Raw genomic sequence first — 16,650 nt, 5'->3', positions numbered from 1 at the left:
GACCGGCGGACAGGCCTATACCAGTGGCTTGCCGAGCCGCATCCGCCTGCGCAGGTCGAACATGTAGGCGTTCAACGGAAACAGCCGCGCCTGCTTGGGCAGCCGGTTGTGCACCAGGGAGATACCCCGCAGCAGTTGGTCGAATCGGCGTTGATCACGCTCGGTCCAGCTCATCCGCATCTCGTCGCGCACATGCTGCGGCAGCAGCCCGGCCACCATGAAGCGCTGCAGCCCGGCGAAGGCGAGCTGGACCGGTCGCGGCATCATCCGCAGGTCGATGAGGTCATCGAAGTAGTCGCGCAGCGCGGGCTCGATCCGGTACTGCACCAGGTTTTCCTCCCACCACGCGAGGAAGCTCGCGCGGTCGGCGGGCCACATCTCCTGGCGCATCTGGAGGGTGGTGCCGAGCCGGGCGCTGTACTGGTAGAGCGCCTCGGAGTCGGCCGGATCGAGCGAGCCGTGCATCCGGGTGTACAGGTCGTCGAGGCCCCAGTAGATCGTGCCCGCCACCCACAGTTGCAGTTTCGGGTCGAAGGCGTTGTATTTCACCGGGCTCTGCGCGCCGGAGCGCACCGGGCGATGCGAACGATTGACCGCCTCGCGGTAGGCCGCGCGCTCCTCGTCGGAGCCCATCATCGCGACGGCGATATAGGTGAGCGTGGTGCGCAGCCGCTTCACCGGATGCAGGGTGACCTTGCCGCTGTCCACCGTGCTTTCCAGCACGCCGCGCCCGACCGGCCGCAGGCTCAGCTGCATGATCACGTTGGCGGTGCCGCCGAGAAATGCCGCGAGGCCGTCCAGGTACGGCTGGATGGTTTCGGGTGTGAGGGGCTCGAAGGGCTGAACCTCGCCCGGCCCGTGCTCGTCGGCGCGCAGCAGTGCGGTCATCGTCGACCTCGGCTTTCTGTGTCCGCCGGCGCGGGACGCCTGCGTACGATGAGAAGGTTTATATATCACCTTCTCATCGAGTAGATGGGCTGTCAATGGCGACGCGGCCACGATTGGGTCGCTGCGATACTTAGTGCATCATCGTTTCACTAGCGGGGCTAGGGTAGAGGAATGGCGAAGTTGACCAGACTCCTGCCGCGGATCCGGAGCGCGGGTCCGGAGGATCGCAATCAGGCACGGGTGCTCGATGCCGCACTGCTGGCGTTCCTCGACTTCGGCATCAAGCGCACCAGCATGGTCGAGGTCGCGCGGCGCTGCGGGCTCTCGCTCGCCACGCTGTACCGGCGCTTCGCGAGCAAGTCCGAACTGATCGAAGCGGTCGGACTTCGCCAGACCAGAGAGTTCGTCGAGCAGGTCGACGCGGCGCTGCAACAGCAGGTCGATCGGGAGGCGAGCGCGCACGAGCAGATCGTCGAGCTCTTCGCCGCGTTCATCACGGGCCTGCGCGACAACCGGCTCGTGCATCGGCTGCTGGCCACCGAACCCGAACTGCTGCTGCCCTTCCTGACCATCAAGGGCGCCCCGATCATCGAACTGGGCCGCGACTATCTCTCCGAGTTCATCACTCGGCTCCAGCGCGAGGGAAAACTGCCCGAGTACGACCCGGAACCGCTGGCGGAGATGATCGCGCGCACCGCGCTGTCGCTGGCGCTCACGCCACAGACCGTCATCCCGCTGCACGACGACGCGGCGATCCGGCAGTTCGCCCGCGATCACATTGTCGTCTCGTTCCGCGTGCCGTAGTCGTGTAATCGCCGGTGAGGGCGGCTATCTCGGCACGAGCGTGCCGACGGCGGCCAGTGGCGACGCGGCCATGAGGTCGAGGGTCTGCTCGGCCGGACTGCCGTGCGTATGCGCGACCACCACGAAACCTGTTCCGTACGAAGCGGATGCGACATCGAGCGGCCCCAGATCGGACCAACCCCACTTGGTGCCGAGCACCAGCGGCCAGCGGGCGGTGCCCCAATCCTGTTCGGTGCCATCGGCGGCCGTCGCGCCCGCGGCGGCCATCCATTCGAAGATCGGCGAGCCGCGATCCGCGCGCAGTTTGGTGATCAGGAACTCGGCGACATCCGCGGTGCTCGTCGCGGCCATGCCCCACTCGCCGTGGGGATGGGTATCGACCAGATGGTATTCGGCGACAACGGCCGCGATCGCCTGCGGATACTTGGCCTCCGTCGCGGTCGCGGCGCCGTCGTCGGAGTAGCGGATCATCCGCTCGGCCCATTCCCGATCACTCGCCGCGCCGTCACCGTGGCGCAGGGCGTAATCCGCGAGATACAGCTTGACCAGCGACAGGGCCGCGCGGGACTCGTGCTCGTTCGCGGTGCTCCAGCCGCCGCCCGCCGCGGTGCGCAGCGTGACGGCCGTACGTGGCGGCACTATCTCGGAGCCGAACGGTGTCGCGTCCGTCGTGGGCGTCGGTACGGCACAGCAGAGTGCGATGGCGAGCACCGCCAGGGTGCCACGGTTCACGAGTTCTCCTTGCCGTGCCCTTCGCGCGGTATGCCCGTCTCCGTCGAGATAACACCGTGCGGACCGTGCGGACGGGCGTGACATGCCGTCGTGGCGAACTCGTGTCCGTCGCAGGCGAGCAGGCCCGCCATGATTGTGTGTCATCCGTCACATCGGGGTTCGCGCCCGGTGCCGCTGCGGCGGGGTGCGGCGCAGTAGTTTGGGCGAATGTCGTTCGGTCCGCCGCTGTTGCTCCGCTCCCTGCACCCGCTCGCCGTCGCAGGCGGCGCGGACATCCCGAATGCCGTCACCATCGACGGGGTGACGCTGTCGCGCAGTGATCTGCTCGGCGCCGCGACCTCGGTGGCGGAACGGGTCGCCAGGGCCGACCGGGTCGCCGTGCTGGCCGAACCGACCGTCGACACCGTGCTCGCCGTGGTGGGCTGTCTGATCGCGGGGGTGACCGTGGTGCCGGTGCCGCCGGACTCGGGTACCGCCGAACTCGCGCACATCCTGGCCGACTCCGGCGCGCAGGCGTGGCTCGGCAAGGCGCCCGAGGGCAGCGAACTTCCGGTGGTTCCGGTCCGGGTGCACGCCAGGTCGTGGCACACCTATCCCGAACCCGACCCGGCGGCAACGGCTTTCGTGCTCTACACCTCCGGCACCACCGGTCTGCCGAAGGGGGTGCTGTTGAGTCGCGGCGCCATCGCCGCCGGGCTCGACGCGCTCGCCGATGCGTGGGCGTGGACCGCGAACGACACTCTGGTGCACGGACTTCCGCTGTTCCACGTGCACGGACTGATCCTCGGGCTGCTCGGTCCGTTGCGGGTGGGCAGCCCGCTGGTGCACACCGGCAAGCCGACCCCGCAGGCCTACGCCGCCGCGCACGGCACCCTGTACTTCGGCGTGCCGACCGTGTGGTCGCGAGTCGTCGAAGACCCCGCGGCGGCAAAGGAACTGGCTGCCGCCCGGCTGCTCGTCTCGGGCAGCGCGCCGCTGCCCGTCCCGGTGTTCGAGAAGCTGCGCGAACTGACCGGTCACGCGCCCATCGAGCGTTACGGGATGAGCGAAACCATGATCACCCTGTCCACCAGGGCCGACGGCGAGCGCCGCCCCGGCTGGGTCGGCACCGCGGTGCGCGGCGTGCGGACGCGGCTGCGCGACGAGGCGGGCGGCGAGGTCGCCCACGACGGGGAAAGCATCGGCGCGCTGCAGGTGCGCGGCCCGATGCTGTTCGACGGCTACCTGAACCGTGCCGAAGCGACCGCCGAGAGCTGGACCGAGGACGGCTGGTTCAAGACCGGCGACGTCGCCGCCATCGACGCCGACGGCTTCCACCGCATCGTCGGCCGCGAGTCGGTGGATCTCATCAAGTCCGGCGGCTACCGCATCGGCGCGGGCGAGGTGGAGACCGTGCTGCTCGGCCATCCCGGCGTCGCCGAGGTAGCGGTGGCAGGCCTACCCGATCCGGACCTCGGCCAGCGCATTGTCGCCTTCGTCGTCCCTCGCGTCCCCACTCCGGAAACGCTGCCTGCGGACTTGATCGCCTATGTAGCCGAACAACTTTCGGTCCACAAACGCCCCCGCGAGGTCCGCCTCGTCGAAAGCCTCCCCCGCAACGCGATGGGCAAGGTCCAGAAAAAGCGCCTCACCTGAACCACCTGCGGTGGCCGGTGCGACCGCAGGCGGGTGGGGTCAGTCGTTGGCGTGCAGGGCGGCGTTGAGTTCGACGCCGGTGCCCTTGTGCGGCACCACTTCCACCGCGCCGGTGACGGAGTTGCGGCGGAACAGCAGGTTGTTCTGTCCGCTGAGCGTGCTGGCCTTGACGACGGTGCCGTCCGGGCCGGTGACCTTGGTGCCCGCGGTGACGTAGAGGCCCGCCTCGACGACGCAGTCGTCGCCGAGCGGGATGCCGACGCCGGCGTTCGCGCCGAGCAGCGAACGCTCGCCGATCGAGATGACGGTGGTGCCGCCGCCGGACAGGGTGCCCATGATGGACGCGCCGCCCCCGATATCGGAGCCGTCGCCGACCACAACGCCTGCCGAGATGCGGCCCTCGACCATGGAGTTGCCCAGGGTGCCCGCGTTGAAGTTGACGAAGCCCTCGTGCATGACGGTGGTGCCCGCGGCCAGGTGCGCGCCGAGGCGGACCCGGTCCGCGTCGCCGATGCGCACACCGGAGGGCACCACGTAGTCGACCATGCGCGGGAACTTGTCGACGCTGTACACGGTGACCGGGCCGCGGGCGCGCAGCTTGGCGCGGGTGGCCTCGAAGCCCTCCACCGCGGCGGGGCCGTGGTTGGTCCACACCACGTTGCTGAGCAGGCCGAACTGTCCGTCCAGGCTCACCTCGTGCGGGCGGACCAGGCGATGGGAGAGCAGGTGCAGGCGCAGGTAGACGTCGTGCGCGTCGACCGGCGCGGCGGACAGGTCGGCGATCGTGGTACGCACCGCGACCACGTCGACCCCGCGCGCCTCGTCGAAACCGAGCAGCGCCGCGTATTCGGCCGGCGCCTCGTCCAGCCGTTTGGTGCCGGTCTCGGCGAACGCGCCGAGCTCCGGATTCGGGTACCAGGTGTCCAGGACGGTCCCGTCCGCGGTCACGTTGGCGATACCGACTGCTGCTGCTCCCTGAGTACTCACGTCCACAGAGGTTACCGACCCTTTGCCGCCAACGGTGACCCTCCTCCCGCCCCGCCCCACATCCCGAAACCGGACACCCGCCCGGTGCGGGAGTGGGGGGTGGGGTGCGGTCGTAGGGTGGGGGTGTGACCCTTGATCTGCGGGCGGACCCGATCGCGCTGACCCAAGCTCTGGTGGATATTCCGAGTGTGTCGCGGGACGAGGCGGTGATCACCGATCTCGTCGAGCGGGCGTTGCGCGAGCAGACGACGGGGTTCGAGGTGCGCAGGCACGGCAATGTGGTGCTGGCGCGCACGAATCGGGGCCTGCCCACGCGGGTGGTGCTGGCCGGGCACCTGGACACGGTGCCGATCGCCGACAATGTCCCGAGCCATTTCGCGGTGAACGATGCGGGCGAGCGGGTGCTGTTCGGCTGCGGGGCGGTGGACATGAAGTCCGGGGACGCGGTGTTCCTGCACCTGGCCGCGACGGTCGCCGAGCCGGTGCACGAGCTGACCCTGATCTTCTACGACTGCGAGGAGATCGCCTCGGAGTTCAACGGACTCGGGCATATCGAACGGGAGCTGCCGCAGTGGCTGGACGGCGATCTGGCCGTGCTCGGCGAACCCTCCGGCGGTTGGATCGAGGCGGGTTGCCAAGGGACGCTGCGGGTTCGGCTGTCGACGGCGGGCGTGCGCGCGCATTCGGCGCGGGCGTGGCTCGGCGACAACGCGATTCACCGTCTCGCGCCGGTCCTGCACCGGCTCGCCGAGTATCGGGCCCGCGAGGTCGACATCGACGGCTGTGTCTACCGCGAGGGGTTGTCCGCGGTGCGCGTCGCGGGCGGGGTGGCGGGCAATGTGGTGCCCGACGCCGCCGAGGTGGACGTGAACTTCCGTTTCGCGCCGGACCGCACGGTCGAGCAGGCGATCGAGCACGTGCACGAGGTCTTCGCCGGCCTGGACGTGAGCTTCGAGGTGACGGACTCGGCTCCTGGCGCGCTGCCCGGCCTGACCGCGCCGGCCGCGAAGGACCTGATCGCCTCGGTGCACAACCATGGCGGCGGCGGGGTGCGCGCCAAGTACGGCTGGACCGATGTCGCCCGGTTCGCGGCCCGCGGCATCCCCGCGGTGAACTTCGGTCCCGGCGATCCCAATCTCGCGCACAAGCGCGACGAGCACGTCCCGGTCGACCAGATCACCGCGGTCACCGCCATGCTGCGCGCCTACCTCACTGGAAACCGGCAGGACGCGGACTGAATCGACCGGCACCGGAATTCCCGGCGAAAAGCGGGTGAGCTTCCCGGCTCGGGTCGGTTGCCTCGACAACCTGCCGGTAGTTTGGATCGCATGTCCACCGACGCCGCTGACCGCGAGGTTGCCAACAAGCCGAAGTCGACAGCCAAGTTCCGCGGACCGGTCATGTTCCGGCGCGAGCGCGCGAGCGAGGTCGGCAATGCCGACCGCAACCTGCTCGACCGCCGCGGCGACACCGACTGGGTGCATACCGATCCGTGGCGGGTGCTGCGCATCCAAGCCGAGTTCGTCGAGGGGTTCGGCGCGCTAGCCGAGGTGCCGCGCGCGGTCACGGTGTTCGGTTCGGCGCGGACCCAGCCGGACCATCCCGAGTACCAGGCGGGCCTCGCCATCGGCGCCGCGCTGGCGCGGGCCGGTTTCGCGGTGATCACCGGCGGCGGTCCCGGCGCGATGGAGGCGGTCAACCGGGGCGCGTGCGAGGCGGGCGGCTATTCGATCGGCCTCGGCATCGAGCTGCCGTTCGAGCAGAGCCTCAACGACTGGGTCGATCTGGGCATCAACTTCCGCTACTTCTTCGTCCGCAAGACGATGTTCGTGAAGTACTCGGAGGCCTTCATCTGCCTGCCCGGCGGGTTCGGCACCCTGGACGAGCTGTTCGAGGCGCTCACCCTGGTGCAGACCCGTAAGATCACCCGTTTCCCGATCATCCTGTTCGGCAGCAGGTACTGGGCCGGGCTGGTCGACTGGATCCGGGACTCGCTCGGCGGTTCCGGCAAGATCTCACCCGGTGACCTCGGCCTGATCCACGTGACCGACAGCGTGGAGGAGGTCGTGCAGATCATCCTGTCCAACGCCGAGTCCGGCGGCGCGGCGGATGCGATCGGCACGGAGGACCAGTGGTGAGCGGACAGCCCTTCGCCGTCTGCGTCTACTGCTCCGCGAGCACCGTCAATCCCGTCTACCTGGATCTGGCCACCGCGGTCGGGTCCGAGATCGCCCGGCGCGGTTGGCAATTGGTCTCCGGTGGCGGCAACGTGTCGATGATGGGCGCGATCGCGACGGCGGCGCGGACCGGCGGCGCGAACACCATCGGGGTGATCCCGAAGCATCTGGTGCACCGCGAGGTCGCCGATGTCGACGCCGACGAACTGGTCGTCACCGACACCATGCGCCAGCGCAAGCAGATCATGGAGGATCGCGCGGACGCCTTCCTGACCCTGCCCGGCGGCATCGGCACGCTGGAAGAGTTCTTCGAAACCTGGACCGGAGGCTATCTGGGACAGCACAATAAGCCCGTGGTGGTGCTGGACCCGGACGGCTTCTACCGAGGCCTGTTCCAGTGGCTCGACGAACTCTACGACCGTAAGTTCGTGCCTCAGCCCGCGATGGACCGCGTCACCGTGGTCACCGACATACCCTCCGCCTTCGCGGCGCTGGAGGCGTGAGCACCGGTTTTTCATGAGGAGAGCGGGATTGTGAGTTCCGACGGTCGTTCGACGGTGAGTTTGCTAGACCTGGCCAAAAATCTTCCCGCGATGGCGCTCGACGCGCCGGGCATGCTGCGCAACGCGCCGGGCATGCTGGTCGGGCCGGACGCCAAATCCTCGGTGGGGCTGTACTTCCAGCGCGCCGCGCACCGGCATCCGAACCGGATCTTCCTGCGCTTCGAGGGGGCGGGCTGCACCTATCGTCAGGCCAACGACGAGGTGAACCGGTATGCCGCGGTGCTCGCCGCGCGCGGGGTGCGGCGCGGTGACGTGGTGGGTGTGTTGATGACCAACCGGCCGCAGACCCTGTTCGTGGTGCTGGCCGCGGCGAAGCTGGGCGCCACCGTCGGCCTGCTCAACCATCACCAGCGCGACCAAGTGCTCGCGCACAGCTTCGGTCTGCTGAACAGCGTGCTGAACGTGGTCGGCGAGGAATGCGCGCAGGCGCTCGACTCGCTGCCTGAGCCGCCGTCCAACGTGCTGTACAGCAAGGATTTACAGGCAGAGGCCCAGGACGCGCCGGACGGCGATCCGCCGGTGTGCGCGCGGATCACCGCCAAGGAGCGGGCCTTCCTGATCTTCACCTCCGGCACCACGGGCCTGCCGAAGGCCAGCGTGATGACGCATCTGCGCTGGACCAAGAGCATGGTCGGCCTCGGCGGGCTCGGTATTCGCCTGCGCGGCAACGACACGCTGTACTGCTGCCTGCCGCTCTATCACAACAACGCGCTGACCGTCGCGTTGTCGGCGGTGCTGAGCGCGGGCGCCACGTTCGCGCTCGGCAGGCAGTTCTCGGTGTCGCGGTTCTGGGACGAGGTCATCCGGGAAGAGGCGACGGCGTTCATCTATATCGGCGAGCTGTGCCGGTATCTGCTCAACCAATCGCCGAAGGCGACCGATCGCAGGCACAAGGTCCGGCTCGCCGTCGGCAACGGGCTGCGCCCGGAGCTGTGGGACGAGTTCAAGACGCGGTTCGGGATCAAGAGGATCGTCGAGTTCTACGGGGCGAGCGAGGTCAATATCGCCTTCATCAACGCGTTCGGCGTTGATCGCACCGCGGGCTTCGGGCCGCTGCCCTACGCCGTGGTCGACTACGACGACGAGACCGGAAAAGCCAAGCGGGACAGCAACGGTCGACTGCGCAGGGTCGGTACCGGCGGGGTCGGCCTGCTGCTGTCGAAGATCACCGACCGGTCGCCGTTCGACGGCTACACCGACAAGGCGGCCTCCGACGCGAAGCTGGTGCGCGACGGCTTCAAGCGGGGCGATCTCTGGTTCGACACCGGTGACCTGGTGCGCGATCAGGGCTGGCATCACATCGCGTTCGTGGACCGGCTCGGCGACACCTTCCGCTGGAAGGGCGAGAATGTCGCGACCACCGAGGTCGAGGCCGCGCTGACCAGGTCAGACGCGATCTCGCAGGCGGTTGTCTACGGTGTGGATATCCCGGGTACCGACGGCAAGGCGGGCATGGCGGCGGTGACGCTGAGTCCCGGCGCGGAGTTCGACGGGGCGGCGCTCGGCGAGCTCGCCTACCGGCAGCTGCCCGGCTACGCGGTCCCGCTGTTCGTGCGGGTGGTCGAGGAACTCGAACAGACCTCCACCTTCAAGAGCCGCAAGGTGGAACTGCGCAAGCAGGGCTACACCCCCGACGACGATCACGCCCTCTATGTCCTCGCGGGCCGTGCGAAGGGCTACGTCCCCTTCTATCCGGAATACCCGGAGGAGGTAGCCGCCGGCCAGGCCCCGAAGGGCTGAGCCGACCGCCGCGGGCACGGGCCTGAATACCCGAGGACGGGATCGCTGGCTACAGTCGGGGGATGTTCAGCGCCGCCGTTTCACCTCTTCCGACCTTGTGCGGCAAGCCGGTGGCGACGGATCGGGCGCTGGTCATGGCGATCGTGAACCGCACCCCCGATTCCTTCTACGACCGGGGCGCCACGTTCACCGATGCCGCCGCGATGGACGCGGTGTTGCGCGCGGTGGACGAGGGCGCCGATCTCGTCGACATCGGCGGGGTCAAGGCGGGGCCGGGGTCGCTGGTCGACGCCGCGGAGGAAGCCCGGCGGGTGGTCCCGTTCGTCGCCGCCATCCGCGCGAAGTTCCCGGAGTTATTGATCAGCATCGACACCTGGCGCGCCGAGGTGGCGCTGGCCGCGGTGGGCGAGGGCGCGGACCTGATCAACGACACCTGGGCAGGCGCCGACCCGGATCTGGTGCCGGTGGCCGCCGAACAGGGCGTCGGCATCGTGTGCAGCCACACCGGCGGCGCGGTGCCGCGCACCAGGCCGCACCGGGTCCGCTACGCCGATATCCTGGCCGAAGTGACCGCCACCCTGGTGCGTGCGGCCGAACACGCGGCCGCGGCGGGGGTGCGCGAAGATTCGATTCTGATCGATCCGACTCACGATTTCGGCAAGAACACCTATCACGGGCTCGAGTTGTTGCGCGGAGTGGACGTTCTTGTAAATACCGGGTGGCCGGTCCTGATGGCCCTCAGCAACAAGGACTTCATCGGGGAGACTCTAGGTGTCGATCTATCCGAGCGGTTGGAGGGCACATTGGCGGCAACGGCATGGTCGGCCGCCGCCGGTGCCCGCGTCTTCCGCGTTCACGAAGTCGCCGCGACCCGGCGGGTAGTGGACATGATCGCCGCCATCCAGGGCATCCGGCCCCCAGCACGCACCCTGCGAGGTTTGGTATGAACTTTCACCACCCCCACAGCCGCGAATACGGCCCGCCATGGGCCACGACGAACACCTGGGACACCCCGAACTGGACGGTGGACGAGCTCGTCGCCGCCAAGGCGGACCGCACCGTATCGGTGGTGCTGCCCGCGCTCAACGAGGAGAACACCGTCGCCGACGTGGTGGCCAGCATCCGGCCGCTGCTCGGCACCCTGGTCGACGAGCTGATCGTGCTCGACTCCGGCTCGACCGACGCCACCGCCGAGCGGGCCCGCGCCGCGGGCGCGCAGGTGATCACGCGGGAGCAGGCGGTGCCCGAACTCGACCCGGTGCCGGGCAAGGGCGAGGTGCTGTGGCGGTCGCTGGCCGTGACCAGCGGCGACCTCATCGCCTTCGTCGACTCCGACCTGATCGACCCCGACCCGGCGTTCGTGCCCAAGCTGCTCGGGCCGCTGCTCACCGTCGAGGACATGCACCTGGTCAAGGCCTACTACCGCAGGCCGTTGCGCCAGGGCGGCGCGGTGGACGCGCACGGCGGCGGCCGGGTCACCGAACTCGTCGCCCGCCCGTTGCTCGCCGCGCTGCGGCCCGAGCTCTCCCAGGTGCTGCAACCGCTGGGCGGCGAGTACGCGGGCACCAGGGAACTGCTCACCGCGGTCCCGTTCGCCCCCGGCTACGGCGTGGAGATCGGGCTGCTGCTCGACACCTACGACCAGGTCGGGCTATCCGCGATCGGCCAGGTGAACCTCGGCGTGCGCACGCACCGCAACCGGCCGCTGGCCGACCTGGGCGTGATGAGCAGGCAGATCCTCGGCACCGTGCTCGGCCGAAGCGGCGTGCAGGACTCCGGCGCCGCGCTCACCCAGTTCCCGCTGATCGGGGACGCCTTCACCGCGCAGCACACCGAGGTGTCGCTGGCCGATCGTCCGCCGATGAACACGCTGCGCCCCGCCTGGGCTGCCGCCTGAACCACTATTCCCGCCGAGTTCTCGCAGCGAACCCGGGTGCCGACTCGGCCCCGGGTTCGCTGCTGTGCGGGCAGGCGCGTTATTCGAATTCGCCGGTCCGCCAAGGCGATCTGATCGGCGATTTTATTCGCAAGCAGGTTTGCTGAGCAGACGCTACGATATTTGCCAGGTCTTACGTTCGCATGCTGTATACGAGATACGCGTCCACCGCGCGCTCATGAGCAGGAGATACGTCTATGACTATTGGTGAGCTACCCAAGCAGGACACGCGTCAACCCGAGTTTGCCGGTCCCGATTACACGCTGGCCACCTTGCGGGTGAACGGTCACGATTTTCCCGTCGCGCTCGAACCCAGGGTCAGCCTGCTCGACGCCCTGCGCGAATATTTGCGCCTCACCGGCACGAAAAAGGGGTGCGACCAGGGCGCCTGCGGCGCGTGTACGGTCTGGGTCGACGGGCGGCGCGAATTGTCCTGCCTCACCTTGGCATTGAGCGCGCAGGGTAGGGAGATAACGACGATCGAGGGGGTCGCGCAGGGGGAGGAGCTGCATCCGGTGCAGCGCGCGTTCATCAGCTGCGACGGTTTCCAATGCGGTTATTGCACGCCGGGTCAGATCATGTCGGCGATCAAATGCATCGAAGAGGGCCATACCGGCAGCGACGAGGAGATCGCCGAATGGATGAGCGGCAATATCTGCCGCTGCGCCGCCTACCAGAACATCCGGGACGCGATAAAGACCGCGGAGGGTGAAATGGGGGAGACCCGATGAAGCCCATCGCCTTCGCGCGCGCCGAGACGGTGGACGAGGCGCTGGTCGCGATCGCCGCCCGCCCCAACACCGTATTCCTCGCCGGCGGCACCACTTTGGTGGACATGCTGCGCATCGGCGCGATGGAACCGGACAACGTCGTCGACATCAACCGGCTGCCGCTGACCGAGCTGGAGCACACCCCGGAGGGCGGGCTGCGCATCGGCGCGATGGTCCGGATGAGCGAGGTCGCCGCCGACCCCGTTGTGCGGCAGAAGTTTCCGTTCCTGTCCATCGCGCTGTGGAAGGGCGCGTCCGCGCAGATCCGCAATATGGCGTCGATGGGCGGCAACCTGATGCAGAAGGTGCGCTGTCCCCAGTTCCGCGACATCGCCTACGCCTGCAACAAGCGCAACCCTGGCAGCGGCTGCGGCGCGCACGAGGGCCTGCATCGCGGCAACGCCGTATTGGGTACCAGCGAGCACTGTTTCGCGATGCACCCCTCCGATATGGCCAACCCGCTCACCGCGCTCGACGCCGTGATCCAGGTCCAGGGACCACGCGGCATCCGCAGCATCCCCTTCGACGACTTCTTCCTGTTGCCCGGTGACACACCGCATCTGGAGCATCCGATCACCAGCGACGAGCTCATCGTCCGGATCGACGTGCCGCCCTTGCCGTTCGCGCAGAACTCGCACTACCTGAAGGTGCGCGACCGCGAATCCTATGAGTTCGCCGCCGCTTCCGCGGCCGTGGCGCTCGACCTGGCCGACGGCGTCGTGCGCGATGTCCGCATCGGCCTGGGCGGCGTGGCGACCAAACCGTGGCGGGCCAGAATGGCCGAGGACCTGCTGACCGGCAAACCGGCGACGAAGCAGAACTTCGCCGCCGCGGCCGCCACCGAACTCGCGGCCGCCGACGGCAGTCACCCGATGAACCGCTTCAAAATCGAACTGGCGCAACGCACCCTGGTGCGCACGCTGGAAACCGTCGCCGCGCGGGGAGCAGGCGAATGAGCGCGCCGTCCGCCGACAAGCTGATCGGCCAGGGACGCGATCGCATCGACGGGCACGCGAAGGTCACCGGCGCGGCGCGCTACACCGCCGAGATCCCGATGCCGAATGCCGCCTACGGCGTGCTCGTCGGTGCCGAGATCGGCAACGGCACACTGACTTCGCTCGATGTCACCGGCGCGCTGCGGGCCGGCGCGGTCGCCGTGTACACCCACGAGAATCTGCCCAGGGTCACCACCGTGCCACTGGTGCCGTCGCTGTTCGGCCAGCCCGCGCCGGGACAGACCTACTTTCCGATGCAGGACACCACGATCCACTACTTCGGCCAGCCGATCGCGGTCGTGGTGGCGGATACCTTCGAGGTCGCCCAGCACGCCGCCCGACTGGTCGAGGCGACCTACGACGAGCGGCCCGCGCTGGTGCGACTCGACGACGGCCGCGACGAACAGTATGTGCCGGAGACGATCTTCGCCGGTTTCGTCCCGGCCACCCAGTCGCGCGGGGACTTCGCCGGTGCGGCCGCCGCGGCGGCGCACACCGTCGACGCCACCTTCCGGTTCGCCGCCAACCATCACAATCCCATCGAATGCTCGGTCACCGCCGCGATGTGGAACGGGGATTCGGTCACCGTCTACGACGCCACCCAGGGCATCGTGGCCAGCCAGCTGACCATCGCCGCCCATCTCGGCATCTCGCCGAGCAAGGTGCGGGTGGTGGCCGATTACGTCGGCGGCGGCTTCGGCGCCAAAGCCATGATGTGGCCGCACGTGACGCTCGCGCCGCTGATCGCGCGGGAGCTGGGCAGGCCGATCCGGGTGATCCTGAACCGCGAGCAGATGTTCTACGGCACCGGTTTACGGGAGGAGCAGGAGCAGCGCGTCACCCTGGTGAGCGACGCCGACGGCCGGTTTACCGGCCTGCGCCACCACAAGCTCTCCGTCACTTCGCATTTCGACGACTGGGCCGAGCCCTCGCTCGAGGTGGCGAGCAAGGCCTACGGAATCCCGCACTGGGAGGGGCAGTATCGGCTGATCAAGGGCAACACCATGACGCCGACCTTCATGCGCGGTCCCGGTGAGGCCTCGGGCATGGTCGCGCTGGAATGCGCGATCGACGAGCTCGCCGCGCAACTCGGCGCCGACCCGGTGGAACTGCGGATGCGTAACCACGCCGCGGTCGACCCGGAGAGCGGGAACCCGTGGAGCTCCGACGGTTACCTCGATTGCCTGCGGCTGGCCGCGCAGCGGTTCGGCTGGGACGGGCGCAAGCGGCAGCCGGGCTCGCACGTCGAGGGCAACTGGCTTATCGGCTGGGGCGTCGGCACCGCGGGCTACCCGGTGTACGAGCCGGGCCAGCCGCAGCGCGCGCACGCGCGGCTGCGCTCGGACGGGTCACTGGTGGTGCAGGCGGGCACCCAGGAGTTCGGCACCGGTGTCGCGACGGCGATGACCCAGGTCGCCGGCGACGCGATGGGAATGCCGTTCGACCGCATCCGATTCGAGATCGGCAACACCGACTATCCGAACGTGGCCGCGACGGTCGGGTCGATCGGTGCGAGCGCGGTGAGCGCCGCGGTGCACAACGCCTGCACCGACCTGCTCCGCCAGCTCGTCGACCTCGCGGTCGCCGACATCGATTCCCCGTTACGGGGTCGCACACCCGACGAGATCGAGGGCGTCGGGGGTGTGCTGCGATTGGCCGAGGATCCGTCGGTGTCCGACTCGTACGCCGATGTCCTTGCCCGTAACCACCTTTCGGATATCGAGACGACGGGCAGCTGGCGGCCGGCGACCACCCCGGCGCCCTACGGAAAGATGAGCTTCGGCGCGCAGTTCGCCGAGGTCGCGGTCGATCCGGAGCTCGGGCTGATCCGGGTCCGGCGCATGGTCGGCGCGTTCGCGCCGGGGCGGGTGCTCAATGTGAAGCTGGCCCGCAGCCAGGTGCTCGGCGGCATGAACTGGGGCCTGTCCCAAGCGTTGATGGAGGGCAGCGTGCCCGACATCCGGGACGGTCGGTGGGCCAACGCCTCGCTGCTGGAATACCTGCTCCCGGTGAACGCCGACGCCCCCGCCGTCGACATCTCGTTCGTCGAGGTCGCCGACGCGGTGGTGAACCCCTTGGGCGTCAAGGGCATCGGCGAACTCGGCATGATCGGCGCCGCCGCGGCCATCGTCAACGCCGTCCACCACGCCACCGGCAAACGCCTACGCGATATTCCGCTGCGCATCGAACACCTGCTCTGAACGACGCGCGGATCCGATACGGGCACCGCTGGATTCGTCGGGACCGGCGCGGCGGCCACCGATCGATCCGGGGTGCGCCGCGTTCAGTGGTGGATGGGGCCGTCGAGGCGGTGTAGCGGGCGGCCCGACGCGCCGCCGCGCTCGGCGAGGATCTGGGCGGCGATGGAGATCGCGGTCTCGTCCGGCGTACGCGCGTTGAGGTCGAGGCCCAGCGGGCTCTTCAACCGGGCCAGGCGGCTCTCGGTGACACCGGCGGCGCGCAGTCGCTCGGTGCGCTCGGCGTGGGTGCGCCGGGAGCCGAGGGCGCCGACGAAGCCGATCTCGTCGAGGTCGAGCGCGGCCACGATGGTCGGCACGTCGAACTTGGTGTCGTGGGTGAGCACACAGACCACGGTGCGGCCGTCGATCCGCCCGGCCTCGTGCTCGGTGCGCAGGTACCGGTGCGGCCAGTCCACGACCACCTCGTGCGCGGCCGGGAATCGGGCCGCGGTGGCGAAGGTTTCGCGCGCGTCCACGACCGTGACGCGATAGCCGAGCTGCCTGCCGGTGCGGCTGAGCGCCCGGACGAAGTCGTTGGCACCGGCCAGGATCATGCGGGCGGGCGCGGCGAAGACCTGGACGAACACGCGCGGGCGCGGTGAACTCTCCAGCTCGCACTCGTCCGCCCCGACCAAACCGCTGCGGCCCGCGTCGAGCAGCGCGCGGGCATCATGGTCGACGCCGTACCACGGTTCGCCCGCGGCGGAGTACACCAGCCGCCACTCGCCCGCCGTGTCCATCCTGGTGGCCAGCGCGACCGGCGTGCCCGCCGCGATGTCCTGTTGCAGCCGGGTGAGTATCGGGAGCAACGCGCGCCCGACCGGCTCGACGCACACCTCGATCTCGCCGCCGCAGGTCAAGCCGACCGCGATCCCGTCACCGTCGGCGTAGCCGAACCGGTCGAGCACCGGCTGGCCGGAATCGAGCACCTGGCGCGCGGACTCGACAACGGCGGCCTCCACACAGCCGCCGGACAGGGAGCCGATGACCGCGCCGGACGCGGTGACGAGCATCGCGGCGCCCAGCTCGCGCGGGCCGGGGCCGGTGGTGTCGACCACCCTGGCCAGCGCCACCGGGCCCTGCGCCAGCGAGGCGATGAGTTGCTCGAGCATTGCTCGCATGGGCACACTCCTCCCTCGAGCTCAACGTCGACAAATATTGCCGCCGTACTACTCAGGGTAGC

General features: G+C 69.1%; 15 protein-coding genes. 11 read left to right on the top strand and 4 right to left on the bottom strand.

All coding sequences use genetic code 11. The features are described from left to right. Nucleotides 1-15: 15 nt before the first annotated feature. Nucleotides 16-888, bottom strand: coding sequence for an oxygenase MpaB family protein (locus F5X71_RS30290; RefSeq protein WP_167465067.1), 873 nt, complete (start codon nucleotides 886-888; stop codon nucleotides 16-18). Nucleotides 889-1,059: 171 nt separating this feature from the next. On the opposite strand from F5X71_RS30290, the gene F5X71_RS30285 reads away from it, so the two are divergent. Further along, nucleotides 1,060-1,692, top strand: coding sequence for a TetR/AcrR family transcriptional regulator (locus F5X71_RS30285; protein ID WP_167465066.1), 633 nt, complete (start codon nucleotides 1,060-1,062; stop codon nucleotides 1,690-1,692). 24 nt (nucleotides 1,693-1,716) lie between these two features. Here F5X71_RS30285 and F5X71_RS30280 read toward each other — a convergent pair whose 3' ends face one another. After that, a complete protein-coding gene (locus F5X71_RS30280; protein ID WP_167465065.1) occupies nucleotides 1,717-2,424 on the bottom strand; it encodes a hypothetical protein in 708 nt (235 codons plus the stop codon). A gap of 207 nt (nucleotides 2,425-2,631) precedes the next feature. On the opposite strand from F5X71_RS30280, the gene F5X71_RS30275 reads away from it, so the two are divergent. Next, entirely contained in the window at nucleotides 2,632-4,059 is a 1,428-nt protein-coding gene (locus tag F5X71_RS30275) for an acyl-CoA synthetase (RefSeq protein WP_174817164.1), read from the top strand. A gap of 39 nt (nucleotides 4,060-4,098) precedes the next feature. On the opposite strand, the gene dapD is transcribed toward F5X71_RS30275, so the two are convergent. Next, nucleotides 4,099-5,046 (bottom strand): 2,3,4,5-tetrahydropyridine-2,6-dicarboxylate N-succinyltransferase, encoded by a 948-nt coding sequence (dapD, locus tag F5X71_RS30270; RefSeq protein ID WP_167465064.1) that lies wholly within the window; start codon nucleotides 5,044-5,046, stop codon nucleotides 4,099-4,101. A 125-nt stretch (nucleotides 5,047-5,171) separates the two neighbouring features. Between dapD and dapE the strand changes: the two genes are divergently transcribed. From dapE to F5X71_RS30225, 9 genes are all read left to right on the top strand, one after another. Next, nucleotides 5,172-6,284, top strand: a complete 1,113-nt coding sequence (gene dapE / locus F5X71_RS30265; RefSeq protein ID WP_167465063.1) for a succinyl-diaminopimelate desuccinylase — start codon at nucleotides 5,172-5,174, stop codon at nucleotides 6,282-6,284. 90 nt (nucleotides 6,285-6,374) lie between these two features. After that, on the top strand, nucleotides 6,375-7,184 hold the full coding sequence (locus F5X71_RS30260) for a TIGR00730 family Rossman fold protein (RefSeq protein WP_167465062.1): 810 nt from the start codon (nucleotides 6,375-6,377) through the stop codon (nucleotides 7,182-7,184). Next, on the top strand, nucleotides 7,178-7,726 hold the full coding sequence (locus F5X71_RS30255) for a TIGR00730 family Rossman fold protein (RefSeq protein WP_167465061.1): 549 nt from the start codon (nucleotides 7,178-7,180) through the stop codon (nucleotides 7,724-7,726). Before F5X71_RS30260 ends, F5X71_RS30255 begins: the two co-directional genes overlap by 7 nt. A gap of 30 nt (nucleotides 7,727-7,756) precedes the next feature. Further along, nucleotides 7,757-9,526, top strand: coding sequence for a long-chain-acyl-CoA synthetase (locus F5X71_RS30250; protein ID WP_174817163.1), 1,770 nt, complete (start codon nucleotides 7,757-7,759; stop codon nucleotides 9,524-9,526). Between the two features lie 62 nt (nucleotides 9,527-9,588). Then, a complete protein-coding gene (gene folP, locus F5X71_RS30245; protein WP_167465060.1) occupies nucleotides 9,589-10,473 on the top strand; it encodes a dihydropteroate synthase in 885 nt (294 codons plus the stop codon). Next, on the top strand, nucleotides 10,470-11,423 hold the full coding sequence (locus F5X71_RS30240) for a glucosyl-3-phosphoglycerate synthase (RefSeq protein WP_167465059.1): 954 nt from the start codon (nucleotides 10,470-10,472) through the stop codon (nucleotides 11,421-11,423). The genes folP and F5X71_RS30240 overlap by 4 nt, the downstream gene beginning before the upstream one ends. A 236-nt stretch (nucleotides 11,424-11,659) precedes the next feature. Next, a complete protein-coding gene (locus tag F5X71_RS30235) occupies nucleotides 11,660-12,193 on the top strand; it encodes a (2Fe-2S)-binding protein (protein ID WP_428981417.1) in 534 nt (177 codons plus the stop codon). Beyond that, nucleotides 12,190-13,188: an FAD binding domain-containing protein gene (locus F5X71_RS30230; protein ID WP_167465058.1), complete on the top strand. Its 999-nt coding sequence runs from the start codon at nucleotides 12,190-12,192 to the stop codon at nucleotides 13,186-13,188. Before F5X71_RS30235 ends, F5X71_RS30230 begins: the two co-directional genes overlap by 4 nt. Further along, a complete protein-coding gene (locus F5X71_RS30225) occupies nucleotides 13,185-15,428 on the top strand; it encodes a xanthine dehydrogenase family protein molybdopterin-binding subunit (protein ID WP_167465057.1) in 2,244 nt (747 codons plus the stop codon). The genes F5X71_RS30230 and F5X71_RS30225 overlap by 4 nt, the downstream gene beginning before the upstream one ends. Nucleotides 15,429-15,511: 83 nt before the next feature. Here the strand turns inward: F5X71_RS30225 and F5X71_RS30220 are convergent, their stop codons facing one another. Next, nucleotides 15,512-16,588, bottom strand: coding sequence for an XdhC family protein (locus F5X71_RS30220; protein ID WP_167465056.1), 1,077 nt, complete (start codon nucleotides 16,586-16,588; stop codon nucleotides 15,512-15,514). Nucleotides 16,589-16,650: the final 62 nt, after the last annotated feature.

Source organism: Nocardia brasiliensis, from assembly GCF_011801125.1.
Classification (GTDB): Bacteria; Actinomycetota; Actinomycetes; order Mycobacteriales; family Mycobacteriaceae; genus Nocardia; species Nocardia brasiliensis_C.
Note: the sequence above shows the minus strand (reverse complement) of the source record. Positions and strands in the feature narration are given on the sequence as shown.